Consider the following 25,695-nt stretch of genomic DNA (forward strand, 5'->3'; position numbering starts at 1 on the left):
ATGAATAATAAAAATTTCCATCGGATGTGGTTCCCTTTTTTTGCGTTGATTCTCGCGCTGATCGGTGGTTGTACGTCGTCTTCACACAGCGACCCCTCCCGCTACAATCTTCAGTTTCAGGCTCATCCTCAAATCAATGATTCTGCACCGCTTAAGGTCAGAGTATTGCTGCTGAAATCCGATGCGGATTTCATGTCCAGCGACTTCTACTCCTTACAGAACAACGCGTCAGCCACGCTTGGCGCGAATCTGCTGAACAGCGATGTGTTCTTCCTGATGCCGGGCCAGCTTTCGAAAACCCTGAGCGGTCAAAGCTCACCGGAAGCGCGCTATATCGGCGTAATGGCGGAATACCAGGCACTGGACGGCAAAAAATGGCGCGTCTCACTTCCTTTGCCTGTTCCCGGCGAAAACGCGATTTACCAGTTCTGGAAATGGTCCGCAGATGAACTCCAGGCCAGCGTCTTCCTTGACGTAAATGGTATCCGGGTCATCAGCCAGTAACGCCCTTCATAACAGGAAAGAGATCATCATGACGAAAGCAGAAAAGGTCGTCTGGACCGAGGGCATGTTCCTGCGTCCCCACCATTTTCAGCGGACAGAAAGTTACCTCCTCAACCACGTTCGTGAGTGGGGGGCCTTGCAGCGTTCGTATCTCTGGGGCTTTCTCGACCTTGAGCTGGATGAAGCGATGCTTCGCCAGGGCTGTATTGCCCTGAGCTACTGTAGCGGTTTGCTCCCTGACGGCACCTTTTTCCAGGTGCGCAGCGACCGCAACGGTCCGGCCCCGCTAAAAATCCCCGATAATCTTACCAATGAAAAGGTGGTGCTTGCGCTGCCGGTTCGTCGCGGTGGACGTGAAGAGGTGATTTTCAGCGAGGAGCACTCTTCTCTGGCGCGTTTTATTACGTTTGAACAAGAGGTAGAAGACGACAACGCCATGTCGGTCGGGGAAGCGACGGTGCAGTTTGGCCGCCTGCGTCTGACCCTGATGCTGGAGAAAGATCTGACGGCAGAATGGACCGCCATCGGCGTGGCGTGCGTCGCTGAAAAGCGCAACGACAACCACGTGCGGCTGGATAACAGCTACATCCCGCCAATGCTGAACGCCAATAACAGCCCGCAACTGTACGGCATGATCAATGACCTGCACGGCTTGCTGGTGCAGCGTAGCCAGCAGATCGGCGGCCGCCTGCGCCAGCCGGGGCGTTTCAATACGTCCGAGATGGTTGAGTTCACGCTTCTTTCGCTGATCAACCGCCATCTTGGCGACATCTCACATTTAAAAACGCTGCCGCTGCTTCACCCTGAAGCGCTCTGGCGAAGCTGGCTGCCGTTTGCCACGGAACTCGCCACCTGGACGCCGCAGCGTACCGCAGAGAGCGTACTGCCGGTATACGACCATGACGATCTCGCCCTTTGCTTCGGCAAACTGATGCTGATGCTGCGTCAGGGGCTGTCGCTGGTCATGGAAGATCATGCCATCCAGCTGCCGCTGCACGAACGCTCTCACGGTCTTAACATCGCCACCGTGCCGGAGACCAGCATGGTCCGCGAATTTGGCTTCGTGCTGGCGGTAAAAGCCAATGTCCCCGGCGAACACCTGCAAACCCATTTCCCTGCCCAGATGAAGGTTGCGCCAGTCTCGAAAATTCGCGATCTGGTTCAGCTCCAGCTGCCGGGCATCATGCTTCGGGCAATGCCCGTCGCGCCGCCGCAGATCCCGTGGCATGCAGGCTACAGCTATTTCGAGCTCGAGAGGGGCAGCGAACTGTGGCACGAGATGGACAAGTCTGGGGCATTCGCGCTGCATCTCGCAGGGGAATTCCCGGGTCTCGATATGGAGTTCTGGGCCATCCGTAGCCCGACAGAATAATAAAGCGAGCGCTTAATATGCAGGAACGACAGGATACCGGCAGTGATGCCGTGTTTACCGGAGCCAGTGGGAACAATCAGCTGGTGGCGGCCGCCAATCCGCTGCTCAATGCGATTCCGCAAATCCGTCATTCGGTTTCCCACGACGATCAGGTCGGGCTGCGCCAGCGCCTGATTGACGAAATTCGCCGTTTCGAGGTGCGATGCCAGCAGGCGGGCTTACCATATGAAGTGATTGTCGGCGCGCGCTACTGCCTCTGCACGGCGCTGGACGAAGCCGCCGCTCTGACCCCCTGGGGAAGCAGCGGCGTCTGGTCAAGCAATGGTCTGCTGGTGACGTTTCATAACGAAACCTGGGGTGGCGAGAAGTTTTTCCAGCTGCTGGCACGTCTTTCGCAGAATCCGCGCGAACACATTCTGCTGCTGGAGATGATCAACTACTGTCTGCTGCTCGGCTTTGAAGGCCGCTACCGCGTGCTGGACAATGGCCGGACCCAGCTTGAAACCATCAAACAGCGCCTGTGGCAGATGATCCGTGGCGTTCGCGGCAGCTTCCCGCCGCCGCTCTCGCCGCACCCGGAAGATCGCCCCGTTCTGCGCAAGCTCTGGCGGCCGATGATTCCACTCTGGGCGTGCGTGGCGCTGGTCGGCTTTATCGCCTGCCTGTTCTATATCGTGCTGAACTGGCGTCTGGGTGATAACACCAGCCCGGTGCTGGCGAAAATTTACCAGTCCCAACTGCCGGAAACCTCGATCCAGCAACCTGCACGTCAGCTACCGGCGGTACTGAACCTGCGCGGCTTCCTGAAACCGGAAATTGATGCCGGTCTGGTGGCCGTTAAGGATGAGGCGGATCGCAGCGTGGTGATCCTGAAAGGGGACGGACTCTTTGCCTCGGCCTCAACGGTGGTGCGCGATCGCTATGAGCCGGTCATCGACCGCATCGCCCAGGCGATGAATAACGTCAGCGGCAAAATTCTGGTGGTGGGGTACAGCGACAACGTGCCGATCCGCAGCGCACGCTTCGCCTCTAACTATGAACTCTCGCTTGAGCGCGCCCGTTCGGTGCAAAAACAGCTCCAGGGTAGCCTCTCGCAGCCTGAGCGCGTCAAAGCCGAAGGGCGGGGCGAGATCAACCCGGTAGCGCCTAACACGACGCCTGAAAATCGCGCCCGTAACCGCCGCGTGGAGATTACGCTGCTGGTATCGCCTGACAATACCCAGGCCGAGCTGAACGGATTGCCGCAAGGAAACTAAGGATGCTGACTACTCTACTTTCTATACTGACCAATCGCATTCTGTGGAGCTTCCTGGGCGTAACGGCGCTCGCGGCGGTCATCTGGATGATTGGCCCGCTGTTGTCCATCGTGGACACCCGGCCCCTTGAATCAGAGCAGAACCGCGTCATCAGCATTGCGGTGGTCTACCTGATTTGGGCCCAGAGCCACATTTTGCCGCGGCTGTATAACGCCTGGCTGAACCGTAAGCTGATGGACAAGCTTAACGAAAATACCACCAGCCCGGAGGCGGCCGATCCGCAGAAACGTCTGAACAGCGAGGAGCAGATCCTTGCCGGGCGTTTCGATGAAGCCGCCCAGATGCTGAAAAAAGCCCACTTCAGCAAAGCGGGACATGGCGCGCAGTGGACGCAGCGCTTCAGTACGCAGTACCTCTATCAGCTGCCGTGGTACGTCATTATTGGCGCGCCGGGTTCAGGTAAAACCACCGCGCTGGCCAACTCCGGGCTGCAATTCCCACTGGCGGACCGCTTCGGTAAAACCGCGCTGCGCGGCATTGGCGGCACGCGCAACTGTGACTGGTGGTTTACCAACGAGGCGGTTCTGCTGGATACCGCGGGGCGCTACACCACTCAGGAGAGCGAGCAGGTTCAGGACGCCGGGGAGTGGCTGGAATTTATCAACCTGCTGCGTAAATACCGCCGTCGCCAGCCCATCAACGGCGTGATTATCACCATCAGCATTTCCGACCTGCTTTCGCAGTCCGCTGAGGCCTCCCGCCAGCAGGCGGTCAACCTGCGCCAGCGTCTCTCCGAGCTGCATGAACAGCTGGGTATTCGCTTCCCGGTGTATGTGATGGTGACCAAAGCGGATCTGCTTAAAGGCTTCCGCGCCTGGTTTGCGGATTACGACAAAGCCCAGCGCGATCAGATCTGGGGCTTTACGCTGCCGTGGGAGCAGACCAAACACGCCGATTACGACCTGATGGGCAACTTCCAGCAGGAATTTTCCCTGCTGCAACAGCGTCTGGATGCTGGCCTGCCGGAAACCATGCTTAAAGAGCATGACGCCAAAACCCGTGCGGAAGCCTATCTCTTCCCGCAGGAGTTCGCCGCGCTGCGTCCGCTGCTGGCAGACTACCTGAGCACGGTCTTTGCCCGCTCAAACTTCGAAACCGAATTTTCGCCGCGCGGCATCTACTTTGCCAGCGGCACCCAGGAAGGGATGCCGTTTGACCGCGTGATGGGCGAGCTGAACCGCGCGCTCTCCTTACCTGAAGGGGAGGAAAGCACGCGCTGGGATTCGGTAAGCAAAGAGGCGCCGATCCCGGGCGCGAAGGGCCAAAGCTTCTTCATTAAAAATCTGCTGCAAAACGTGATTTTCCAGGAAGCGGGCATCGCCGGGGAAAACCGCTGGTGGGAGCTGCGCAACCGCGCCGTGATGTGGTCCGGCTACGCGGCGCTGCTGGCCCTGCTGGTGATCCTGGGTGGTCTGTGGCTGACCAGCTACGCCAAAAATAAAGCTTATCTGGAAGAGGTAGATGCAAAAGTGCCGATGCTGGAGCAGCAGAGCAAGGCGCTGCAAAACCAGCCCCAGCGCGATCTGTTTGCGCTTCTGCCGCTGCTTAACAGCCTGGTGGATCTGCCGAAAAGCGATGCCTTCGACGTTAACAACCCGCCGGTTTCCCGCCGCATGGGGCTTTATCGCGGGGATGACGTCAGCGATGCCTCGCAGTCTCTGTATCAGAAGGCGCTGGATCAGATGCTGCTGCCTGCCGTGGCGATGCACATTACCACCTGGCTGCGCAACGACAACGGCAGCGACGTGGAGTACAGCTATGAGGCGCTGAAAGCCTATCAGATGCTCTACCAGCCTAAGCATTATGACGGTAAATTCCTGCACTCGTGGGTGATGCTCAACCTGCAACGCAACCTGCCGCAGAACGTGACGCAGGCGCAGCTTCAGGAGCTGGAATGGCACCTGACGCAGCTGCTGGAGCCAAAAATTCAGGCTTCACCGTATGCGCAGGATGAGGATCTGGTGGCCCGTGAAAGGGCGCTGATCAACCAGCAGCCGCTCTCAACACGTGTATATGGCCGCCTGAAACGTCTGCTGGAGCATGATGAGAACCTGAAGCCGGTTTCGCTTTCTGATCTCGGCGGCCCGCAGAGCGAGCTGGTGTTTTCGCGCAAAAGCGGCAAGCCGGTGAGTGAGGGCGTACCGGGCCTCTACACGCCGGACGGCTACTGGAAAAGCTTCAACGACCAGATCGACAGCGTGACCACTGCCCTGCACGAGGACGATGCCTGGGTACTGGGAGCGACCACTGCCCAGGAAGATAAACAGCAGATCGACAACGCCGTGCGTCAGCTCTACATGCGCGACTTTATCGTTAACTGGGATCGCTTTCTCGCTGACATTCAGCTCAACAACAGCGCCGATCTTTCCCAGCGTATCAACACCGCGCGCCTGCTTTCAGGCACCAATTCGCCGCTGCGCCGTCTGGTACTTAACCTGAGCAAGGTGCTGACCCTGTCGCGCACTGCGCCTGCGCCGGAAGATGCGCAGAAAGCGGAAGACCAAAGCAACCGCGCCACCCGCACGCTGGAAGCACTGTTCAGCAACGGTGACAATGCCCCGACGCAGGGCGCGGTTGTGACGCAGGCGCCTGAACAACTGGTGACCGACCACTATGCGCCGATGATTGAGCTGGCGCAGCCGCTGGAGAAGGGCGGCAAGACCATCGTCTTTGATGATTTTCTTAAGCAGGTTGACGAGCTTTATCGCTACCTGACCGCCGTTCAGGATGCAGCCAACAGCGGTATGCCCGCGCCGGGCGGCGATGCAATCAGCCGCCTGCAAGCCAGCGCGGGACGTCTGCCGGGCGGGTTGCAAACCATGTTCAGCAATATGGCCGTCGGCGCCAGCAGCGACACTCAGCGTCGCGATCTGGAGAACGTGCGTAAGCGCATTAACGTGGAAGTGGGTGGGTTCTGCCGTCAGGCGATTGCCGGGCGTTATCCGCTGGTGCGCAGCGCCAGCACTGAGGTGACGCCGGACGATCTCGCCCGCATGTTCGCGCCGGGCACCGGACTGATGGACACCTTTTTCCGCGACAACCTGACCAACAAGGTGGACACCACCCAGGCGAACTGGCGCTTTATGCCGGGCATCGACGGTAAAACGCTGCCGGGCAGTGAAGGGCTGCTGCGTCCGTTCCAGCAGGCGCAGTCTGTCCGCGATGCCTTCTTCGCAAACGGCGCGACCACGCCATCCTTCAAGGTGACGGTGCGCACCGTGCGTATGGACAATACCATTCTGAACCTGACGCTGGACGTGGACGGCCAACTGCTGCGCTACAGCCACGGTCCGCAGGCGGTGCAGATCATGACCTGGCCGGGGCCGGGCGGGACGAACCAGGTGCGTATGCAGCTCGGTCTTGCCAATGGCAGCACCGCAACGCTGGTGACCAACGGTTCCTGGGCGCTCAACCGCTTTTTCGACAAGGCGCGCACCAGCCCTGGCGCGGGTAGCCTGAGCCGTCAGGCCACCTTCAACGTCGACGGACATCAGGTCACGCTGGAGTTTGCCCCGAACAGCATCCGTAACCCGTTCCAGCTTCCCCGTTTCTCATGCCCATAACCGCAAGGACAGCCGTATGACGAATACCCCTGCGATGAACCGTTATAGCTGGTATGGCAAATTACCCAGCGCCGGAGATTTTTTGCAGCGTCGCTTTCCGGATAGCCTGCAACGCCAGTGGTCGCACTGGTTTCAGGTCGGCCTGCTGGCCTGGCAACAGGAAGAGCAGCGCAGCGGCGAGCGCCCGTTTTCTAAAGCCCCGGTGTGGAACTTTGTCGTCCCGCCGATGCTTGGTAGCCAGATGATTCAGATGGGCTGCCTGCTACCGGGCCGTGACAGCGTAGGCCGTCACTATCCGGTATGCCTGCAACTGAGCTTCACCCCGGCCGAGTGGTCATCCCGTCTGCTCGGGCAGGCTGAAAGCTGGTACCAGCAGCTTGGCCGTCTGGGGCTGCACGCGGTGCGTAACAGCTATTCTGCCTCCCAGCTGGATGAAATGCTGATGACCATCCCGGCGCCCCAGCCGGTTGAGCCGCAAAAGCGTTCCGACATTCTCGACGTGATTGGCTATGACGACGAGGGTCAGAGCACGCTGGGCTGGCCGCAGGCGGCGGAGTGTTTTGATCCGCTGCGCCAGACCAGCTACTGGTGGACAAACCGCTGCGACGGCTATCCGCTTTACACCCACGTCCACAGCGGAAACTTCACCGGGCAGCTCTTTACGCTGTTGTTCGATCCGGCAGGCGGCGCCCGTCCGGGCCGCCACGGTCTTTACCCGCCTATGTTTGAATAAGCAGGGATCTTATGAATATCGATGAATTTCTCGCGCCGATAAGCCCCGATAACCCCTGCGGTGAAAACCTGGAGTACGACGCTGATTTCCAGGCCATGGGGCAGGCCAGTCAGGGCAAAGCCGAACAGCAGTTTGGCGACACCATCATTCCGGCAGAGCCTGCCGACTGGAACACGGTGGAAAGACTCGCCACCAGCCTGCTGGGCCGCACCAAAGATCTTCGCGTCATGCTGGCGTTAACCCATGCCTGGACGCGTCGTCGCGGGCTGGCAGGTTACGCCGACGGGCTACTGCTGGTGCAGGAAGCCCTGTCCCGTTACTGGGAGCAACTTTACCCGCTGCTGGAAGAGTATGGCGAAACCGATCCGTTCTACCGCATTAACGCCCTCGCCGGGCTGAGCGATAAATCTGACCTGACGGTCGCGGTGCGTAACGCCTCACTGCTCCGCTCTAACGGCGATGAGATTTCGCTCCGTGACGCCCAGGCGCTGCTTGATGGCAGTAAAACAGAGTGTCCGGATTATCCGGGCGGTCGTCCACGACTGATCGATGAGCTGGCCCGGGGCGATCAGCCAGGCACCGAAGCGGTAATCGTGATCAACGAACGCCTGCTCGCCATCCGTGAACTGCTTACCGGCTATCTCGGGGAAAGTGGCGTACCGGAGATGGAACAGCTGCTGAAAACCGTCGGGCAAGTTTCGAGCGCCTGTCAGGTGACCGATATCAGCAAGTTGCTGCCGAACCGTGACGCGCAGGCTGAGCAGCACGCCGAGCCGCAGCCGGTGACCGCGTCGCCCGTTCAGCAGGTGACGGACTGGCGCAGCGTGCAGGTGACCAGCCGCGCCGACGCGCAGCTGATGCTGGAAAAAGCGAAACAGTATTTTGCGCAGTACGAACCCAGCCACCCCGCACCGCTGATGATTGAACGGGTGCAGCGGCTGTCTGAACTCAACTTTATGGACATTATTCGCGACCTGGCGCCAGACGGCGTTAACCAACTGGAAAACATCTTTGGACGCCGCGAATGACGCGTCCTGGCATTATGACGACAGGCATGGAGTCTGCCGTTTCACCTTCACCGCGCATCTTTGATGGAGAACATCATGGCAATGAGTAACAGTGGACAGAAATTCATCGCACGCAACCGTGCTCCCCGCGTGCAGATCGAATATGACGTAGAGATCTACGGCGCAGAACGCAAAATTCAGCTGCCGTTTGTGATGGGCGTTATGGCCGATCTGGTTGGCAAGCCGGTGGAAAACCTGCCAGCCGTCGACGAGCGTAAGTTCCTTGAAATCGACATCGACAACTTCGACGAACGCATGAAGGCGCTGAAGCCGCGCGTGGCGTTCCAGGTGGATAACACCCTGACCGGCGAAGGTAAGCTCAACGTCGATCTGACCTTTGACAGCATGGACGACTTCCTGCCGGACGCGGTGGCCCGCAAGGTTGAGCCGCTGAACAAGCTACTGGAGGCTCGTACCCAGCTCTCTAACCTGTTGACCTACATGGACGGCAAAAACGGCGCGGAAGAGCTGATTGCAAAAATCCTTCAGGATCCGACGCTGCTCAAATCCCTGAGCCAGATGCCAAAAAATGACGAAAGTGCGAAAGGTAGCGAGGAATAATCGATGAGCAACCAGACTCAACAACACGATCAGCAGGCGGGCCAGGCCTTAAGCCAGGACGAGTTCAGCGCGCTGCTGAATAAAGAGTTCCGCCCGAAAACCGATCAGGCGCGCTCTGCCGTAGAAAGCGCGGTAAAAACCCTGGCGCAGCAGGCGCTGGAAAACACCGTGACCTTCTCAAACGATACCTACCGCACCATTCAGAACCTGATTGCCGGTATTGACGAGCAGCTTTCGCAGCAGGTGAACCAGATCATTCACCACGAGGAGTTCCAGAAGCTGGAGAGCGCCTGGCGCGGCCTGAGCTACCTGGTGAACAATACCGAAACCGACGAGATGCTGAAGATCCGCTTTATGAGCATCTCCAAGCAGGAGCTGGGCCGCACCCTGAAGCGCTACAAGGGCGTGGGCTGGGACCAGAGCCCGATCTTCAAAAAAATCTACGAGCAGGAGTACGGCCAGTTCGGTGGCGAGCCGTTTGGCTGCATCGTGGGCGACTACTACTTCGACCACAGCCCGCAGGACGTTGAGCTGCTGGGCGAGATGGCGCGCATTGGCTCCGCGGCCCACTGTCCGTTCATCACCGGTACCGCACCGGGCGTGATGCAGATGGAGTCCTGGCAGGAACTGGCTAACCCGCGTGATCTAACCAAAATCTTCCAGAACACCGAATACGCCGCCTGGCGTTCACTGCGTGAATCGGAAGATGCCCGTTATCTGGGCCTGGTCATGCCGCGCTTCCTGTCGCGCCTGCCGTACGGCATTCGCACCAACCCGGTCGACAGCTTTGATTTTGAAGAGCAGACCGACGGCGCGAACCACAACAGCTACTCCTGGGCGAACGCGGCCTATGCGATGGCGGCCAACATCAACCGCTCCTTTAAAGAGTACGGCTGGTGCACCTCGATTCGCGGCGTCGAATCCGGCGGGGCGGTGGAAAACCTGCCGTGCCACACCTTCCCGAGCGATGACGGCGGCGTGGACATGAAGTGCCCGACCGAGATCGCCATCAGCGATCGCCGTGAAGCGGAACTGGCGAAAAACGGCTTTATGCCGCTGGTTCACCGCAAAAACTCCGACTTCGCCGCCTTCATCGGCGCGCAGTCCCTGCAAAAACCGGCCGAGTACCACGACCCGGATGCCACCGCTAACGCGCGCCTGGCCTCCCGTCTGCCTTACCTGTTCGCCTGCTGTCGTTTTGCTCACTACCTGAAGTGCATCGTGCGCGACAAAATCGGCTCCTTCCGCGAGCGCGAAGAGATGGAACGCTGGCTGAACGACTGGGTGATGAACTACGTCGACGGTGACCCGGCGAACTCCTCCCAGGAAACCAAGTCCCGTAAACCGCTGGCGGCGGCGGAAGTGCAGGTGCAGGAAATTGAAGACAACCCGGGCTACTACGCCGCGAAGTTCTTCCTGCGTCCACACTACCAGCTGGAAGGCCTGACCGTTTCCCTGCGTCTGGTATCTAAACTGCCGTCGCTGAAGACGAAGGACGCGTAATAATGATTGCCGGCCCGAAGGGGCCGGCAATTTGAGAGGAAGAGCTTAGCTTGTTTCTGTCAGTGAATAAGGATAGACGGTGAAACATATACTTTTGATCGCGACCAGTTTGCTGGCAGTTTCTACTCTCGCAAGCGCGGAGGCAGGAAATTACAAATACCCTCAAGCGGAAGCATTGCCTCAGGATGACACATCAAACTTCCAACGCGATCCTACGCTGTTAACAGGGTACGATTTAAATCTGAGTGCAGAGCGTTTTGCTAAAGCCTGGCTGTCGAAAACGAATGAACGTGAACGCATTAAGGCAAATATGTATCTTCTCGGCGTAGTCGACGCGTCTGAGGGCACTGCATGGTGCAAGGGCAGGCCTTTTTTGCCAAATACAATACATGAGTTTCTCTATTCTCGTTTTGCGGACTTATCGAAACAGCAAGGCGAGGAACGCGCTTCAAAAATCATCATTGACGGCATGAAAGAATTACGCCCGTGCAAAAAAGGAGAGTGACAGATGAGACCATTGTACGAACAACTTAAACGTCAGCATTACTCTTCAAATCACACACGCGCGGGTTTTGCCTCGGGTGAACAGGTTTTTTCAGAAATTGGCTACGATTATTCGACGATTATCAAGCAACAACCGGCATACGAAAATACCTGTGCGGTAAGAATGAGCCTGGCATTGTTAAAATGCAATGTTGAATTTACAGGGCGTTTACCCATAAAGACCGGTCCCTATAAGGGAAAAACAATCGAGCCTGGCGCAAAATTACTTGCCGATCAGCTTTTTAAATCCCATGTGTTTGGCAAGGCAGAAATCTTTAAAGACCGCGAGGCTGGTGCACGCTCAATGTTGGGCCGAAAAGGTGTTGTTTTCTTCAATAAAATTGATGGGTATGGGGGTGGTCATATCGACCTTATCGAGCCTCTGAGTAATAATTCGTTTATATGTAACTCCGATTGCTTTCCGTACTGTCAGGAAATCTGGTTTTGGGAATTAAAATAATTATATTCAGGTTTCTAAAGACCGCATTATTTTTGTTCACTTGCTTATCTTTTTCTGCTCGCAGTGACAACCCTTACGTTGATTTTTATCAGCAGCAAACATACCGGCAGGTGGTAAAAGATTTGGTCCTGGCGCGCTGCCTTGCGCAGGTTGCAGATAAAGGCAGTCAATTTTCTGCTGATGCGGCCCGCAGTGCGAGTGCATTTATTGAGTGGATGCCGTTTGATGCTGAAAACGGTACTGACAAAGTTAACGCCATTATTGGGAAGTATAAAAACCAAATTAATGGTTTCCACTCGGAGCGCAAACCTGATGTAAAAGGCGTAACCTTAAATTGTCTACGTCTTTATCATAGCGACGAACTGAATAAACTGGTTCCGCAGCTCATCATTGGCGATCCTGATCGTACCTGGATTCAGGATAATCCGCCGTAGTAAAAGACTTCACATTCTTTCCGTTCATTCAGGGGGAATGTAAGACTATCAAATGACACGGGTCGTTTGATATGAGGCAGAGGTAAAATATGGACGGTTTTATTCAGCCCCATGCTTTCCTGTTTGCCATATAAGGGCTTTTTCGAAAGCAATATTGTTCATCCACGAAGAGTAGATATTATGGCTATTGATATGTTTCTGAAGGTCGAGGGTGTTACGGGCGAATCTAAAGATTCTAACCACACCGGCTGGACTGATATTACCTCCTTCTCCTGGGGCGCGTCCCAGCCGGGTAATATGAGCGTTGGTGGCGGCGGCGGTGCCGGTAAGGTTAACTTTAACGATCTGCACGTTAACGCTCTGATCGACAAATCCACTACAGCAATCCTGAAACACTGCGCAAGCGGTAAGCACCTGACCAAAGTTGAACTGTCCGTCTGCAAAGCGGGTGGTCAGCAGGTTGAATACACCCGCATCACCCTGGAAGACGTTCTCGTGACTTCCGTTCAGTACACCGGTGCCGACAACGGCGATACCGTTGGCGTGACCTATGCATTCCAGGCTGCGAAAGTGAAACAGCAGTACTGGGAGCAGACCACTGCCGGTGGTAAAGGTGCTGAAAGCAGCGCTGGCTGGAACATCAAAGAAAACAAAGAAGCATAACAGGAGTGGGCCCGAAAGGGCTCACTTTATCCTGTGCTTTTTAAAAGGGAAAATACTTATGCGTCCTGCTTTTGGTGCAGCCTGGAACAGATTCAGAGAAGTTAATGTCAATGTCGAGACGGTGGGTAAATTATTGGGTGGAAAAGTCCAGCACAATATCGAAGCCGGAATTTTTCAAAATGCATGCCCCATTCGTATGAGCTACGTTTTAAATTATTGTGGCGTTCCAATTCCTGCCAACAGCAGATATGCGACGGTTACGGGGAGTGATAAAAAACGTTACATGTATCGCGTAAAGGATATGATTGCTTTTCTGCCAACTGTACTGGGTAATGCAGATCTGACGTTGACGTCTCCAACACCAGGCCAATTTGCAGGTAAGCAAGGCATTATCATCTTTACCGGTCATGGCTGGAGCGATGCCACTGGACATGTTACGCTCTGGAATGGGAATATTTGCTCCGATGATTGCCATTTTCTGGGTTCTCCCGGTAATGGTTCGTTTATTCCTGGCAGCGCTACGCTCTGGAGCCTGAAATGAAACATTTACTCGCTTTCGTGCTGGCGTTGAATACCTCATATACCTTCGCCCAAACTCTGCCGGACGTTAATACCTTTTCTCAGCAACAGATTTTTGAAAACTGGGTGCAAAATCGCTGTATCGGAAAGATTGCGGATAGTACGACACTGAAAAATGATGCAAAGGCAAGCGCCGCAGCATGGCTGGAAGCCAGTAACCTGCCTGCCGAGAATTTCGAAAAGGCCGACGAGGTTATTAACACCTTACTGAAACAGAAGCTAGGTGGTACAGCACCGGTAAACTATGAGGTTTTAAAGTGCAGCCTAATTTCCCATAGCGATGCGATTCGCCAACTCAGTGTGCAAAAATAAATCTTCTGCAAAAGCTAAAAAATTAAAAAGAATACAAGGAGTTTCCATGGCAAGTCCGTCAAACGTTGCTCCAGGTTACTGTGTTGTTCAGCAACCCGGCACTCTGGATTTTCAGGCAAGACAGCTATTTGGCAATGTGCGCAATGAAAAATCCGAGTATTTTATGCAATTGAATAAAGACACTGCGTGGCTCAAGCCTGGACAAATATTAATTGTCGCTGATCCACGTAGCGATAATCAAACACAGCAGATTAATAGTTTAGCCATTGCGAAAAAGAAGGTAACCAACGCGCTTGCGACTTTGGACGTGGCCACTGCTGAATTTTTGAAAAATAATTATGATAATATAAAAGCCATAACAGGCTGGGGCGATACAATCGTCGGTGGTGTGAGTGGTGCTGGTGAGTCATATTTTAAGCAAATAGAAAATATTTTAATTAAAATTGAAGCTACCTATCAAAATCAGTACAGAACACAAGGTGCGCTTTTCGGCCAACAGTTTTATGCTGAGCGCAATGCGCTTTTCGCACAATTGAAACCCTTGTTAAATAAAATAACTAAAAAACAGCTTAAGTTTAAAGATTATGCGGATCTTAAGAGAGCATTAGGGCTTTCCACGAAATCAATTGTCCATGAATGGAGTACTGTTGGGATTGGCGCAATCCCAGGTTACTCAACATATATTGACAGAACTGCCAAAATCACCTCTTATCTGAAAGCAGGCGGATGGGTTGCTTTAGGTTTTTCTTTTGTGAACACGTCTAACGAAGTTTATCATGCCTGCACCACTGGAAGAGAAAATGAGTGCAGCAGGGTTGCAGTGACTGAATATAGCAAATTTGGAGGTGGTGTCGCTGGTGCTGCATTAGGCTCATCCCTGGCGGCTCCCATTTGTCTTGCATTAGGTGTACCCACAGCGGGGACAGGAACACTCATCTGTGGTTTAGTGGTTGGTGCAGTCGGGGCTGCGGGTGGAACACAAATCGGTGGGTTTGCAGGAGAACAGCTCAATAACTTAATTTTTAGCGGAGAATAAAGTGATTTTTAATAATATTTACTCTGCTGTTATTATATGTCTTTTTGCTGCCTTTATAATCTTGGTTATTTCATTTTATATAGACTATCGGAAAAAACATCGCCAGGTTAACCAAATATATTCGATATTCACAAATCAACAGTTGCTCAAAAAAGAAGATTATCAAACCTGGCAAAATCTTGGATTCTGGGGGTTTGGTTTTCTCACCACAATTTTATCACGGATCTTACAGGGTAAGCGTGTGAGACTCACTGAGTGTCGTTGGCTTGAGCCACAGTCGTGCAATGAAATTTTGTCTGCCTTTGAGTTATCATGGGTTAAGTCGTACAGAAGAAAAATCATTATTGCCACTATTATATTTTTAGTGCTGTTAATTCTTTCCATCGTTAATAATATGTAATCCTATTCTGAAATTTAAATGATGCCTTTCTGAATTAACACCTAAACCCCGCCGTTCTCACCCCCGAGAGCGGCAGCGTTTGAGCGCTAATCTTACCAGCAGGAATACGCCATGCGATTCACGATTATTTCTACGAAACCCGGTCATCAGCCGCCGCAAAGCAGCTGTGATTTTTATGCCCCGGGCGGCACCATTGGGCGCGGTACGGATAACAATCTGGTGCTGCCGGACAACGATCGCACCATCTCGCGTTTGCAGGCCATCGTTCACGTCGACGCCAGCGGCGAATGTCGCGTCACGAACCGTGGCAGCGTCACCCGCGTGGTATTGAATGATATTCCGCTGGAGCGTGGGCGTCAGGTTGAGCTTCAGGATGGGGATATTCTCGGTATTGATGATTATCGCATTGAAGTCAGCGAACTCATTCATGACACCCAGCCCGTAAGCCGCATGGCGGCCAGCATGCAGCAGGCGCGCCCAGCGGCGACACCTGCTCCGGCGGCACAACCGAAACCGGCCAGCGCCGCGCCTCGCGGAAAAGCTGAACCTACGGCCGTGCCGTCGGAAATCTGGGACAGCCTGATGCAGGAGTTCTCCATCTCCGACAGCATCTCCAGCAACCGGGCAAAGCCACAGCCCGCCGCGTCCCACGACCCGTTCTCCCAGCCTGCGGCCCCGGAGCGGAATGCCGAAGACCCGCTGGCGATGTTCAACGATGCCGATCCGTCGCTTGAACGTAAAAACGTGGACCCGGACACGCTGTTCAGCGATGAAGCGTTGTTTAAAAAAGAGAGCATCTTTGACGATGTCACCCCTTCAACGCTGGTACAGCCGGACGAAAGCAAACCTGCCCAGCCAAAGGAAGAGGCGTCGGATGAACTCGATCCGTTAGCCCTGTTTGGCGGGTCGGCGAGCGCGCCTGCCGCGCGTCACGATGACCCCCTTGGCCTGATGGGCGGCGCGCCGTTAACCCATCCGGATGAAATCGTGGCTGATAAGCCGGAGCCAAAGCCTGAAGCGCAAGCCGCACAGGAAGAGGATGCGCTTGCCAGTTCACCACTGTTCGATCCGGAACCGACTGAACCACAGGACGCGCCGCGCGCGGAAGAGGAGCCCGCGCGTCCCGATTACGCTGGCTTCACCATGCCAATGCCGCAGGCCGTGGCGCGCAGCAACGCGCAGGCGCCGAAAGGCCGCCTGCGTATCGACCCGGTTAAAAACGCTGCATCGCCTGCTGCCTCCGCGCAGACCGGCGAGCGGGGCGAGGTGCTTCAGGGCGAACTGCTGGAGGCGCTGCTGGAGGGCATGGGCCTGAGCGAAATGCAGCCGGTGCCGCAGTTTGACCGGGAAAATATGCGTCAGCTGGGGCAGATCCTGGGCATGTTCTCGCAGGGGACCGTGGCGCTGCTCTCCTCGCGCTCCATCCTCAAGCGCGGGGTGAAGGCTGATATGACCATGGTGCTCGACGATGCCAACAACCCGTTCAAGCTGCTGCCAACCGGTAAAACGGTCCTGATCCAGATGTTCGGCACGCCGATGCCGGGCTTTATGCCGCCGACCAAATCGGTGCGTGATGCGCTGATCGATCTGCAGGCGCACCAGTTGGGGATGATCTCCGGTATCCGCGCCATTATCGCCGCCATGCTGCAATCCTTTAACCCGGAACAGCTGGAAGAGCAGGCGAAACAGAACGGAATGACGTCACGCCTGGCGCTGCCGGGCAGCCGTAAAGCCGCGCTGTGGGATTATTTTGTTCGCAGCTATGGCGAGACGGCGGGCGAGATCGAGGACGACTTCCATACCCTGTTTGGCGAAGCCTTCCTCCATGCCTATGACATGGAGGTCAATCAGTACAAAGACTCACAAAGCGGATCGGAAGAAAAATGAATATCGCAACGGCTTCTCTCTCCCGCCAGGGGACGCGCGCCAGCAACCAGGATCAGACGGGAGAAACCATCGGGGAACGTTCAGCCTGCTTTGTCGTCTGTGACGGCATTGCGGGCCTGCCGGGCGGCGAGGTGGCCGCTGAGCTGGCCCGCAACAGCATTATTTCCCGCTTTGACGGCGACAAGCACCTGAATGCGCAGCATATTCGTGACTACGTCCAAACGGCGAACCGCACCATCCTCAGCGAACAACAGGCCGTGCAGGACTATCGCCGGATGGGCACCACGCTGGTCAGCCTGTTTATCGACAGGGATTACCGTCTGGCTTACTGGGCGCACGCCGGAGACAGCCGCCTGTACCTGTTTCGCCGCGGCTGGCTGTGGCACGTCACCACCGACCACAGCCTGGTGCAGCAGATGAAAGATGCCGGGCATCAGACCGACGATCTCAACAGCAACCTGCTGTATCTGGCGCTGGGTATTGAGAATGGCGGACCGGAAGCGAGCTACAGCGATGTCGTGCAGGTTGAAGACGGTGATGCGTTTTTACTCTGCACCGACGGTTTCTGGCACGGCGTCAGCGAAGAGCAGATGAAACAGTCGCTGCACATGGTCAATACGCCACAAGAGTGGCTGACCTTGATGAACCAAATCATTCAAAAGAATGCTGAACAGGAGGGCAAAGCTCAGGATAACTATACCGCCGTGGCGGTGTGGATGGGCAACCCTCAGGACACCACTTTGCTGCATACGCTCTCTGACGCAGCACAATTTCTTCCCTGCGGAACTGATTAGACACACAAGGATTGATATGAAACTTTGGCTATCGGGTTTGGCTCTTCTGACGGTGGCGACCACCGCACAGGCTGAAAACTTCCGCATCGTGCAGTCTCCTGCGCAGAAGCTGGATATCTGGATCGACAACATTAAAGACAATACGCCGCAAAGCTGGTGTAAGGCGGACGTGGCGCTGCGTATCGTGGCGAACGGCAAGAAAGAGGTTTCGGTGCTGGAAAACTTCGTGCCGCGCCTTGGCTCGCTGCTGGAGCACCAGTGTAGCAAACTGAATACCCTGAACTGGACGCTTAACGATCCGGAAGGCACGACGCTTGCCCGGGGCACAGCGGCTAAAGCGCAGGACTGGGCGCTGGTGGTGAAACAGCAGGAAACGGCGGCGGCAACGACCACCACCACCACCTCAGGCGCGCTGCTACCGCCTGACCAGAATCCGGAGACGCACACCGTGGCGGCAGATCGTACGCCATGGCAGGAGTTCACCCTTCAGGACGGTTGCCACCTGCGCACCTTCTGGGAGGGCGGTTCCTCCGCGCCAGCGCTGTTTATTCCCGATTCCGACACCACTCGCTGCGGTAACGGCAGCTGGCTCAGCGGCCACACCGTGGTGACGCAGAATCGTAACGGGACGCAGAAAGCGATTCCGGTCACCTACATTCACGGCTTCCCGGTGATGGGACTGAACAACGCGGTCGATCCTGAAAAGGCGCTGATCACCTCCGTTAACAAAGAGCGCATGGTCTTCAGCACCCCGAACAGCGACCAGAGCTGGATGATCCTACCGTACGACAGCACCCTGAACGGCTGGAAGAGCAACGGCACGGTGGCGGTGGAAATCACCCGTGAGATCGCCAGCGACGACGCCAGACTCCAGGCGCGTATCGCAGAGGTGAAGAAGATCTGGAGCGCATGGGTTGCACCGGGCGCGGAGCTGAACGTTGTTCTGATTGACACGCTGCGTCCGCAGCTACGCGATCCGGCTGTGGGCGCCTGGCGCGCGGCGAATTAAGGAGGGGCTATGAATACGCTTTATCAACGTCTGGCGGGTGAGTCGATTAGCGACGCGCTGCTTCGCCTGGAAGCCGAAATCAAAGCTCGTCCGGCGGATGCCGATCTGCGCGCTGCGTTTGTGCAGTTTCTGATCCTCAGCGGCAACTGGGCGCGCGCCCTGACCCAGCTGAAAAGCTGGCTGGCGCTGAAGCCGCAGGCAAAACCAACCGTGACGCTGCTGGAGCAGGCCATTCAGGGTGAACAGCAGCGGGCGCGCGTGTTCGCGGGAGAGGTACGACCGGCAATGCCCGAGGCGCAGTGGCCGTGGCTGACGACGTTAGCCCTGGCGCTGACCGAAAGCGCAGGACATGCGCAAACGCTGCGCCTGGCGGCACTCGAACAGGCCCCGGCAAGCCGCGGGCAGGTCACGCTGGAGAATGAAGAGAGCCACACCTTTGAATGGCTGATGGACGGCGATGCCCGTCTGGGGCCGGTGTGTGAAACCCTGGTCAACGGCCGCTATTTCTGGGTGCCGTTCTGCGCCATCGACACGATCCGTTTTCAGGCTCCGGCCAGCGTGACCGATCTGGTGTGGCGTCATGCGCTGGTCCGCCTCACGGACGGCACCGAGCAGGTGTGTCAGATCCCGGCGCGTTATCCGTTTGCTGACGGAGCGCCAGACAGCGTTAAGCTGGGGCGCACCACCGAGTGGCTTCCACTCGACGATGACGGCACCCTGTATGAAGGCATGGGGCAGAAAGCCTGGCTGAGCGAGCAAAGCGAAAGCCCGCTGCTCACCCTGAGCCTGGTGACGTTCGTCGCGGATGGCGCGGATGAGTAATCCCGCTGGCGAAGGCGATCTGCTGCGCAGCGGCTGGCAGGCCCGCAGCAGGCAGGAGAAAGTGGGGGCACGCGACAAAATGCAGCCGTCACTGCTGGATCGCCTGACGGATAACGATCCGGAAAAAAAACGCGAGTCCGCCAACAGTAATCTGATTACCCACGCCGCGCTGCGTCGTAACGTCCTGCGGGATTTACAGTGGTTGTTTAACACCATTAACCACGATGCCTCCAGCGATCTGAGTGGTCTGACGCAGGTGAGCCGTTCCGTCGTTAACTTTGGCGTGGCGCCGCTGGCGGGGAAAAGAATGTCCGATATCGAATGGCACGACATTCAGCGCAAGCTCACCGAAGCGATTATTAACTTTGAACCGCGGATCCTGCCGCAGGGGCTTCAGGTTCGCTGCGTGTCCGATACCTCCTCATTAGATCTGCACAACGTGCTGTCTATCGAAATCAAAGGCCGCCTGTGGTGCGTACCGTATCCACTGGAGTTTCTCTTTCGCACCGACGTCGATCTTGAGAACGGCCATTTTGAACTGAAGGATGCGGGGTAATTATGGAAAGCAAACTACTCGAATATTACAACCGTGAACTGGCCTATCTGCGCGAGATGGGCGCGGAGTTCGCCGAACGCTACCCAAAAGTGGCGGGGCGGCTCGGCATGCGCGGCATCGAAGTGGCGGATCCGTACATTGAGCGCCTGATGGAAGGTTTCGCCTTCCTGACCTCCCGCGTGCAGATGAAAATGGACGCCGAATTTCCACGCTTTTCACAGCGTATGCTGGAGATGATTGCGCCAAATTACCTGGCGCCTACGCCGTCGATGGCGATCGCTGAGATTCAGCCCGACAGCAGCCGGGGCGACCTGAGCAAAGGCTTTATTGTGCCGCGCGGCACCATGATGGACAGCCTGGCGCTGAAAAAAACCGGCGTTACGTGCAGCTATACCACGGCGCACGAGGTCAACCTGCTGCCGTTAAAAATTGAGCGGATCGAGCTGGGCGGCGTTCCCGCCGATCTGCCGCTGGCCCAGCTCGGCCTGAGCCAGCGGGGGATCAGCAGCGCCTTACGGATCCGCATTGCCTGCGATGGCCCGCAGCATCTTGGGCACCTGGATTTTGACCGCCTGGAGTTCTTCTTAAGCGGCCCGGACATCGAGGCGCTGAAGCTGCTGGAGCTGGTGATGGAGCACCACGCGGGTATTGTCTGCCAGACGGTCAGCAAGCAGCCCCAGCGCCAGCTGCTGTCGTCTGACGCCCTGCGTCAGGAAGGCTTTGATGCGGATCAAGCGCTGCTCCCGGACGATCTGCGTAACTTCGACGGCTATCGCCTGTTGCAGGAGTACTTTGCGTTCCCGGCGCGTTTTCGCTTCATCAGCCTGAGCGGGCTGGGCAAGCTGATCCAGCGCTGCGAAGACGAAAAAGCGTTTGATATCTTCATTCTGCTCGACAAGAGCGACGATCAGCTGGAGCGCGTGGTGGATGCCAGCCACATGGCGCTGCACTGTACCCCGGTGATCAACCTGTTCCCGAAAGTGGCGGCCCGGCAGAAGCTGAGCGAAAGCCAGCATGAATACCATCTGGTGGTGGATAACATCCGCCCGCTGGATTATGAAATTTATGCTGTGAAAAAAATCTATGCCAGCGCGGATGGTCAGCGGGACGACCAGACGTTTCGTCCGTTCTGGAGTACCTGGAGCGGAGACGCGGGCAACTACGGCGCCTATTTTTCCTTGCGCCGTGAACAGCGCGTCCTCTCTGAACACGCGCTGCGCTACGGCACCCGTACGGGCTATATCGGCTCGGAGGTCTTCGTCTCGCTGGTGGATGCGCAGCACGCGCCGTGGCAGGAGAATTTGCGCTACATTTCCGCCGAGGTGCTGTGTACCAGCCGCGACCTGCCGCTGATGCTCCAGCAGGAGCTTGGGCAGTTTATTATGGCCGACTCCATGCCGGTGAAGGCGTTAACCCTGCGTAAAGGCCCGACGCCGCCGCGTCCGGCGCTGGCGGAAGGGTTCAGTACCTGGCGGCTCATCAGCCAGCTGCAAATGAACTACCTCAGCCTGATGGACAGCGAAAACGAAGAGGGCGCTGCCGCGCTGCGTCAGCTGTTAGGGCTGTACGCTAACCTCGCCGAGACGCCGGTTGCCCGTCAGGTGGATGGCGTTCGTCACTGCGTGCTGGAGCCGGTGCACCGCCGCGTGCCGGAACCCGGCCCGGTGGTGTTCGCCCGCGGGATCGGCATCACCCTGACGGTGGACGAACGCGCCTTTTCCGGTGCCAGCCCGTGGCTTTTCGGCAGCGTGCTGGAACGCCTTTTTGCCCGCCTGGTCTCCATCAACAGCTTTACGGAGTTCACGCTCAAGAGCCAGCAGCGCGGCGAAATTGGCTACTGGGCGCCGCGCATGGGTAAAAGGGCGCTGGTATGAGTGAAGTTGCCCCTGCAACGCTGCGCGTGCATCGCCTGACGCCGCTGCCCGATGCGTTCTGGCGCGGAGTGCGCGAGACGCCGTGGCGCTACGATCTGTTTCAGCTGTTAAGACGTATTGATGCCCAGGGCGGAGAACGTTACCCGCTGGGGCGCGCGCCGCTGCCTAAATTTGAGCCGCTGCGTATTGGTCAGCAGCCTTCAATGGGGTTTGCGCCGTCAACGGTTGCCGAGGTCCGGCAGCGGGAAGAGAACGGACTGCATGAGGTTTCCATTCTGAGCTTCGGCCTGTTTGGTCCTAACGGCCCACTGCCGGTGCACATGACCGAGTATGCCCGCGAGCGTATTCATCATCATCAGGATCACAGCCTCAGCGCGTTTGCCGACCTCTTTCACCACCGCCTGACGCTGCTGTTTTACCGCGCCTGGGCGGACGCGCAGCCTGCCGTTTCACTGGATCGCGACGACAACAGGCGCTTCGAAGGGTATCTTGCATCGCTGATTGGCATGGGTCAGCCCGGCCAGATGTCGAAAGGCAGCCTGAGCCCGCATGCCCGCTTTACTCACGCCGGTCACCTGACCCGCCATGGGCGGGACCCGGAAGGGCTGGAGAAGATCCTGCGCAACTATTTCAACATTCCGGTCAGGTTGGTGGCCAATGTACCGCAGTGGATGCCGCTCTCAACGCGGGAGCAGGCACAGCTGGGTGAGGGGCGTCGCCTGCCGCGCATGGGGGAGTCCGCTTTTCTCGGCATTGCGGTACGCGACGTGCAGCATAAATTTCGTCTTGAGATTGGCCCGTTGAGCGCAGACGAATACAACCGTTTTCTGCCGGGTGAAGGGTGGGTCACCGAGCTGCGCGACTGGGTGCGACAGTACGCCGGGGTGGAATTTGAATGGGAAACACGGGTGATCCTGCGCGCCGATGCGGTGCAGGGCACCACGCTCGGCAGCGCCGGGCGATTAGGGTACAACACCTGGCTGGGCCTTCAGCCTCAGCCTGTTCCGCGTGGCGATCTGGTGTATCGCGCAGAGCGATAATCCTTCCGTATACCGAATCATTGTTAATGGAAACTAACATGTCAGAAATTAGCCGTGCCGTGCTTTTCGGCAAACTGGATACGCTGTTATTTACCTCTCTGGAAAGCGCGACTGCCTTCTGTAAGCTGCGCGGCAACCCGTACGTTGAGCTGGTGCACTGGCTGCATCAGCTGATGCAGCAGCAGGATGGCGATCTGCAACAGGTCATCCGTCACTTCGCCCTTGATGAACAGCAGCTGACGCGCGATATCGTGGCGGCTCTGGATGCCCTGCCGCGTGGCGCGAGTTCCGTCTCTGATCTTTCCGAGCATATCGACAGCGCCGTCGAGCGCGCCTGGGTCTACGGCTCGCTGAAATTTGGCGTCAGCCGCATCCGCGGCGGCCATTTATTGATTGGCATTCTGAAAACGTGGAATTTGGCTAACGTGCTGAAAAGTATTTCGGCGCAGTTCACCCGTCTTAACGTCGAGGTGCTGATCGAGCAGTTCGACGCTATTTGCGCCAGCAGCAAAGAGAGCCAGCAGGCCGCCGCCGCTGCGGACGCAGCTGCCGGGGCAGTACCGGCTGCGCAGGGCACGCTGGCGCAGTATGGTCAGGATCTGACGGCGCGCGCCCGGGATGGGAAAATTGACCCGGTGGTGGGGCGCGATGAAGAGATCCGCCAGATGGTCGATATTCTGATGCGTCGTCGCCAGAACAACCCCCTGCTGACCGGGGAAGCTGGCGTCGGGAAAACGGCGGTGGTGGAAGGGCTGGCGCTGCGTATCGCTGACGGCGACGTGCCTGAGCCGCTGCAAAACGTTCAGCTGTGGCTGCTGGATATCGGCATGCTTCAGGCCGGAGCGGGCATGAAAGGGGAATTTGAGGCGCGCCTCCAGGCGCTGATTAACGAGGTGCAGTCCAGCGCCACGCCGATTATTCTGTTTATCGATGAGATCCACACCCTGATTGGCGCTGGCGGCCAGCAGGGTACCGGTGATGCCGCTAACCTGCTCAAGCCTGCCCTGGCGCGTGGGCAACTGCGCACCATCGGCGCGACCACCTGGGCGGAATACAAAAAATACATTGAGAAAGATCCGGCGCTGACCCGCCGTTTCCAGACCGTACAGGTTCACGAGCCGGATGAAGCGAAAGCTGTATTGATGCTGCGCAGCACCGTGTCGCCGCTGGAAACTCATCATCAGGTTTTACTCCTCGACGAAGCGGTCAGCGCGGCGGTGAAACTGTCGCATCGCTATATTCCTGCGCGTCAGCTGCCGGATAAAGCGGTGGCGCTGCTGGATACCGCCTGCGCGCGCGTGGCCGTCAGCCAGAGCGCGCCGCCTGCCCAGCTGGAAGACTGCCTGCGTCATCTGGCGGCCCTGGACGTGGAGCTGGAGATTGCCGAACGTGAAGCGCGCGTGGGGGCGGGCGATCCGGCGCGCGTGGCGACATTAAGCGCCGAACGTGACGCGTTCGAAACCCAACGCGAGGCCCTGGCTCGTCGCTGGGAAGAAGAGCGCACGCGGGTGCAGGAAATTATCCGTCTGCGTGCCGCACTGTTTGCGGCGAGTGATGAGGATACGGCTGAACTGCGCGGCCAGCTGACAGAACAGCAGCAGGCGCTGAAGACCTTACAGGGTGACGAACCGCTGCTGTTTGCCGCGGTCGATGAAAACGTGGTGGCTGCGGTGGTTTCGGACTGGACCGGGATCCCGCTGGGCCGGATGGTGAAAAATGAGATCGACGCGGTGCTGAACCTGGCTGATACGCTGAACCAGCGGGTTATTGGTCAGCGTCACGGTCTGGATCTGATTGCCCGTCGGGTAAAAACCTCGCGGGCGAAGCTTGACGATCCGAACAAACCGGTCGGCGTATTTATGCTCTGCGGGCCGTCCGGCGTGGGCAAAACCGAAACCGCGCTGGCGCTGGCGGAGTCGCTTTACGGCGGCGAGCAGAACGTCATTACCATCAACATGAGTGAATTCCAGGAAGCGCACACCGTTTCGACGTTAAAAGGTGCGCCTCCGGGCTATGTGGGCTATGGTGAAGGCGGCGTCTTAACCGAGGCCGTGCGCCGCCGTCCCTACAGCGTGGTGCTGCTGGACGAAATTGAAAAAGCGCACCCGGACGTGCACGAGATCTTCTTCCAGGTCTTCGACAAGGGCTGGATGGAGGACGGCGAAGGGCGTCACATTGATTTCCGTAACACCATTATTATTCTGACCTCTAATGTCGGTACCGAGCTGATCGCAGCCATGTGTGCCGACCCGGAACTGATGCCGGATCCTGACGCGTTAAGCGGCGCCCTGCGCCAGCCGCTGCTGGAGGTGTTCCCACCTGCGCTGCTGGGCCGCCTGCTGGTGGTGCCGTATTACCCTCTGAGCGACGAGATGCTGGGGCAGATTGTGCGTCTTCAGCTCAGGCGCATTCAGCGTCGTCTGGAAGAGAATCACAATATTATTTCTGAATTTGACGACAGCGTGGTCGAACAGATTGTTCAGCGCTGTACCGAGGTTGAGTCGGGCGGGCGTATGGTGGATGCGATTCTGACCAATACGTTGCTGCCTCAGATGAGCCAGATTTTACTTACCGCCAGCCGCAGCGACGAGCAGTACCGACGTCTGCATGTCACCTGCGAGCAGGGCGAGTTCCACTGTCAGTTTGCCGCGTAATAATCATCAAGAG

The 25,695-nt window shown here is 57.2% G+C and carries 23 protein-coding genes; all 23 read left to right on the forward strand.

What is annotated here, in order from left to right; all coding sequences use genetic code 11:
• A complete protein-coding gene (gene tssJ, locus ACNQ0T_RS01430) occupies positions 1–504 on the forward strand; it encodes a type VI secretion system lipoprotein TssJ (RefSeq protein ID WP_022648418.1) in 504 nt (167 codons plus the stop codon).
• Positions 505–532: 28 nt separating this feature from the next.
• Complete coding sequence (gene tssK / locus ACNQ0T_RS01435) at positions 533–1,876, forward strand: type VI secretion system baseplate subunit TssK (protein WP_022648417.1); 1,344 nt, start codon at positions 533–535, stop codon at positions 1,874–1,876.
• A gap of 17 nt (positions 1,877–1,893) precedes the next feature.
• Positions 1,894–3,132 (forward strand): DotU family type VI secretion system protein, encoded by a 1,239-nt coding sequence (locus ACNQ0T_RS01440; protein ID WP_417929420.1) that lies wholly within the window; start codon positions 1,894–1,896, stop codon positions 3,130–3,132.
• A 2-nt stretch (positions 3,133–3,134) separates the two neighbouring features.
• Positions 3,135–6,755 carry a type VI secretion system membrane subunit TssM gene (gene tssM / locus ACNQ0T_RS01445; RefSeq protein WP_023306458.1) on the forward strand — a complete coding sequence of 1,207 codons (3,621 nt, stop codon included), beginning with the start codon at positions 3,135–3,137 and terminating at the stop codon, positions 6,753–6,755.
• 16 nt (positions 6,756–6,771) lie between these two features.
• Positions 6,772–7,488 (forward strand): type VI secretion system-associated protein TagF, encoded by a 717-nt coding sequence (tagF, locus tag ACNQ0T_RS01450; RefSeq protein ID WP_417929422.1) that lies wholly within the window; start codon positions 6,772–6,774, stop codon positions 7,486–7,488.
• Positions 7,489–7,499: 11 nt separating this feature from the next.
• Positions 7,500–8,516: a type VI secretion system protein TssA gene (gene tssA, locus ACNQ0T_RS01455; protein WP_023306457.1), complete on the forward strand. Its 1,017-nt coding sequence runs from the start codon at positions 7,500–7,502 to the stop codon at positions 8,514–8,516.
• Positions 8,517–8,591: 75 nt separating this feature from the next.
• Positions 8,592–9,116, forward strand: coding sequence for a type VI secretion system contractile sheath small subunit (tssB, locus tag ACNQ0T_RS01460; protein ID WP_022648413.1), 525 nt, complete (start codon positions 8,592–8,594; stop codon positions 9,114–9,116).
• A 3-nt stretch (positions 9,117–9,119) separates the two neighbouring features.
• Positions 9,120–10,619, forward strand: coding sequence for a type VI secretion system contractile sheath large subunit (tssC, locus tag ACNQ0T_RS01465; protein ID WP_417929424.1), 1,500 nt, complete (start codon positions 9,120–9,122; stop codon positions 10,617–10,619).
• Positions 10,620–10,698: 79 nt separating this feature from the next.
• A complete protein-coding gene (locus tag ACNQ0T_RS01470; protein ID WP_046619487.1) occupies positions 10,699–11,124 on the forward strand; it encodes a Rap1a/Tai family immunity protein in 426 nt (141 codons plus the stop codon).
• A gap of 3 nt (positions 11,125–11,127) precedes the next feature.
• The gene (locus tag ACNQ0T_RS01475; protein WP_417929425.1) at positions 11,128–11,622 is read left to right on the forward strand and encodes a T6SS effector amidase Tae4 family protein; all 495 of its coding nucleotides are present in this window, start codon (positions 11,128–11,130) and stop codon (positions 11,620–11,622) included.
• Positions 11,607–12,056, forward strand: a complete 450-nt coding sequence (locus ACNQ0T_RS01480; RefSeq protein WP_417929427.1) for a T6SS amidase immunity protein Tai4 family protein — start codon at positions 11,607–11,609, stop codon at positions 12,054–12,056. The genes ACNQ0T_RS01475 and ACNQ0T_RS01480 overlap by 16 nt, the downstream gene beginning before the upstream one ends.
• A 180-nt stretch (positions 12,057–12,236) precedes the next feature.
• Positions 12,237–12,719, forward strand: coding sequence for an Hcp family type VI secretion system effector (locus tag ACNQ0T_RS01485; RefSeq protein WP_014884229.1), 483 nt, complete (start codon positions 12,237–12,239; stop codon positions 12,717–12,719).
• A 58-nt stretch (positions 12,720–12,777) separates the two neighbouring features.
• Entirely contained in the window at positions 12,778–13,260 is a 483-nt protein-coding gene (locus ACNQ0T_RS01490; protein WP_417929627.1) for a type VI secretion system amidase effector protein Tae4, read from the forward strand.
• Positions 13,257–13,610: a T6SS amidase immunity protein Tai4 family protein gene (locus ACNQ0T_RS01495; RefSeq protein ID WP_038416232.1), complete on the forward strand. Its 354-nt coding sequence runs from the start codon at positions 13,257–13,259 to the stop codon at positions 13,608–13,610. The genes ACNQ0T_RS01490 and ACNQ0T_RS01495 overlap by 4 nt, the downstream gene beginning before the upstream one ends.
• A gap of 46 nt (positions 13,611–13,656) precedes the next feature.
• Positions 13,657–14,646 (forward strand): hypothetical protein, encoded by a 990-nt coding sequence (locus ACNQ0T_RS01500; RefSeq protein WP_046619491.1) that lies wholly within the window; start codon positions 13,657–13,659, stop codon positions 14,644–14,646.
• A gap of 511 nt (positions 14,647–15,157) precedes the next feature.
• Positions 15,158–16,933, forward strand: coding sequence for a type VI secretion system-associated FHA domain protein TagH (gene tagH, locus ACNQ0T_RS01505; RefSeq protein WP_417929428.1), 1,776 nt, complete (start codon positions 15,158–15,160; stop codon positions 16,931–16,933).
• On the forward strand, positions 16,930–17,727 hold the full coding sequence (locus ACNQ0T_RS01510; RefSeq protein ID WP_022648406.1) for a PP2C family protein-serine/threonine phosphatase: 798 nt from the start codon (positions 16,930–16,932) through the stop codon (positions 17,725–17,727). Before tagH ends, ACNQ0T_RS01510 begins: the two co-directional genes overlap by 4 nt.
• Before the next feature lie 16 nt (positions 17,728–17,743).
• Positions 17,744–18,736, forward strand: a complete 993-nt coding sequence (locus ACNQ0T_RS01515; RefSeq protein WP_063147832.1) for a hypothetical protein — start codon at positions 17,744–17,746, stop codon at positions 18,734–18,736.
• A 9-nt stretch (positions 18,737–18,745) separates the two neighbouring features.
• The gene (locus ACNQ0T_RS01520; protein ID WP_417929430.1) at positions 18,746–19,558 is read left to right on the forward strand and encodes a type VI secretion system accessory protein TagJ; all 813 of its coding nucleotides are present in this window, start codon (positions 18,746–18,748) and stop codon (positions 19,556–19,558) included.
• A complete protein-coding gene (gene tssE, locus ACNQ0T_RS01525; protein WP_015570336.1) occupies positions 19,551–20,114 on the forward strand; it encodes a type VI secretion system baseplate subunit TssE in 564 nt (187 codons plus the stop codon). Before ACNQ0T_RS01520 ends, tssE begins: the two co-directional genes overlap by 8 nt.
• A gap of 2 nt (positions 20,115–20,116) precedes the next feature.
• Complete coding sequence (tssF, locus tag ACNQ0T_RS01530) at positions 20,117–21,988, forward strand: type VI secretion system baseplate subunit TssF (RefSeq protein ID WP_023300321.1); 1,872 nt, start codon at positions 20,117–20,119, stop codon at positions 21,986–21,988.
• Entirely contained in the window at positions 21,985–23,028 is a 1,044-nt protein-coding gene (tssG, locus tag ACNQ0T_RS01535) for a type VI secretion system baseplate subunit TssG (RefSeq protein ID WP_022648402.1), read from the forward strand. The genes tssF and tssG overlap by 4 nt, the downstream gene beginning before the upstream one ends.
• Before the next feature lie 38 nt (positions 23,029–23,066).
• Positions 23,067–25,682, forward strand: a complete 2,616-nt coding sequence (tssH, locus tag ACNQ0T_RS01540) for a type VI secretion system ATPase TssH (RefSeq protein ID WP_063138102.1) — start codon at positions 23,067–23,069, stop codon at positions 25,680–25,682.
• The last annotated feature ends 13 nt before the right edge of the window (positions 25,683–25,695 follow it).

It is taken from the genome of Enterobacter cloacae complex sp.6700776 (genome assembly GCF_048284255.1).
GTDB lineage: Bacteria > Pseudomonadota > Gammaproteobacteria > Enterobacterales > Enterobacteriaceae > Enterobacter > Enterobacter intestinihominis.

Excerpts from the sequence above, each read along its gene's own strand:
- tssJ (WP_022648418.1), top strand. The coding sequence starts at position 1 with ATGAATAATAAAAATTTCCATCGGATGTGGTTCCCTTTTTTTGCGTTG.
- tssK (WP_022648417.1), top strand. The coding sequence starts at position 533 with ATGACGAAAGCAGAAAAGGTCGTCTGGACCGAGGGCATGTTCCTGCGT.
- ACNQ0T_RS01440 (WP_417929420.1), top strand. The coding sequence starts at position 1,894 with ATGCAGGAACGACAGGATACCGGCAGTGATGCCGTGTTTACCGGAGCC.
- tssM (WP_023306458.1), top strand. The coding sequence starts at position 3,135 with ATGCTGACTACTCTACTTTCTATACTGACCAATCGCATTCTGTGGAGC.
- tagF (WP_417929422.1), top strand. The coding sequence starts at position 6,772 with ATGACGAATACCCCTGCGATGAACCGTTATAGCTGGTATGGCAAATTA.
- tssA (WP_023306457.1), top strand. The coding sequence starts at position 7,500 with ATGAATATCGATGAATTTCTCGCGCCGATAAGCCCCGATAACCCCTGC.
- tssB (WP_022648413.1), top strand. The coding sequence starts at position 8,592 with ATGGCAATGAGTAACAGTGGACAGAAATTCATCGCACGCAACCGTGCT.
- tssC (WP_417929424.1), top strand. The coding sequence starts at position 9,120 with ATGAGCAACCAGACTCAACAACACGATCAGCAGGCGGGCCAGGCCTTA.
- ACNQ0T_RS01475 (WP_417929425.1), top strand. The coding sequence starts at position 11,128 with ATGAGACCATTGTACGAACAACTTAAACGTCAGCATTACTCTTCAAAT.
- ACNQ0T_RS01485 (WP_014884229.1), top strand. The coding sequence starts at position 12,237 with ATGGCTATTGATATGTTTCTGAAGGTCGAGGGTGTTACGGGCGAATCT.
- ACNQ0T_RS01490 (WP_417929627.1), top strand. The coding sequence starts at position 12,778 with ATGCGTCCTGCTTTTGGTGCAGCCTGGAACAGATTCAGAGAAGTTAAT.
- ACNQ0T_RS01495 (WP_038416232.1), top strand. The coding sequence starts at position 13,257 with ATGAAACATTTACTCGCTTTCGTGCTGGCGTTGAATACCTCATATACC.
- ACNQ0T_RS01500 (WP_046619491.1), top strand. The coding sequence starts at position 13,657 with ATGGCAAGTCCGTCAAACGTTGCTCCAGGTTACTGTGTTGTTCAGCAA.
- tagH (WP_417929428.1), top strand. The coding sequence starts at position 15,158 with ATGCGATTCACGATTATTTCTACGAAACCCGGTCATCAGCCGCCGCAA.
- ACNQ0T_RS01510 (WP_022648406.1), top strand. The coding sequence starts at position 16,930 with ATGAATATCGCAACGGCTTCTCTCTCCCGCCAGGGGACGCGCGCCAGC.
- ACNQ0T_RS01515 (WP_063147832.1), top strand. The coding sequence starts at position 17,744 with ATGAAACTTTGGCTATCGGGTTTGGCTCTTCTGACGGTGGCGACCACC.
- ACNQ0T_RS01520 (WP_417929430.1), top strand. The coding sequence starts at position 18,746 with ATGAATACGCTTTATCAACGTCTGGCGGGTGAGTCGATTAGCGACGCG.
- tssE (WP_015570336.1), top strand. The coding sequence starts at position 19,551 with ATGAGTAATCCCGCTGGCGAAGGCGATCTGCTGCGCAGCGGCTGGCAG.
- tssF (WP_023300321.1), top strand. The coding sequence starts at position 20,117 with ATGGAAAGCAAACTACTCGAATATTACAACCGTGAACTGGCCTATCTG.
- tssG (WP_022648402.1), top strand. The coding sequence starts at position 21,985 with ATGAGTGAAGTTGCCCCTGCAACGCTGCGCGTGCATCGCCTGACGCCG.
- tssH (WP_063138102.1), top strand. The coding sequence starts at position 23,067 with ATGTCAGAAATTAGCCGTGCCGTGCTTTTCGGCAAACTGGATACGCTG.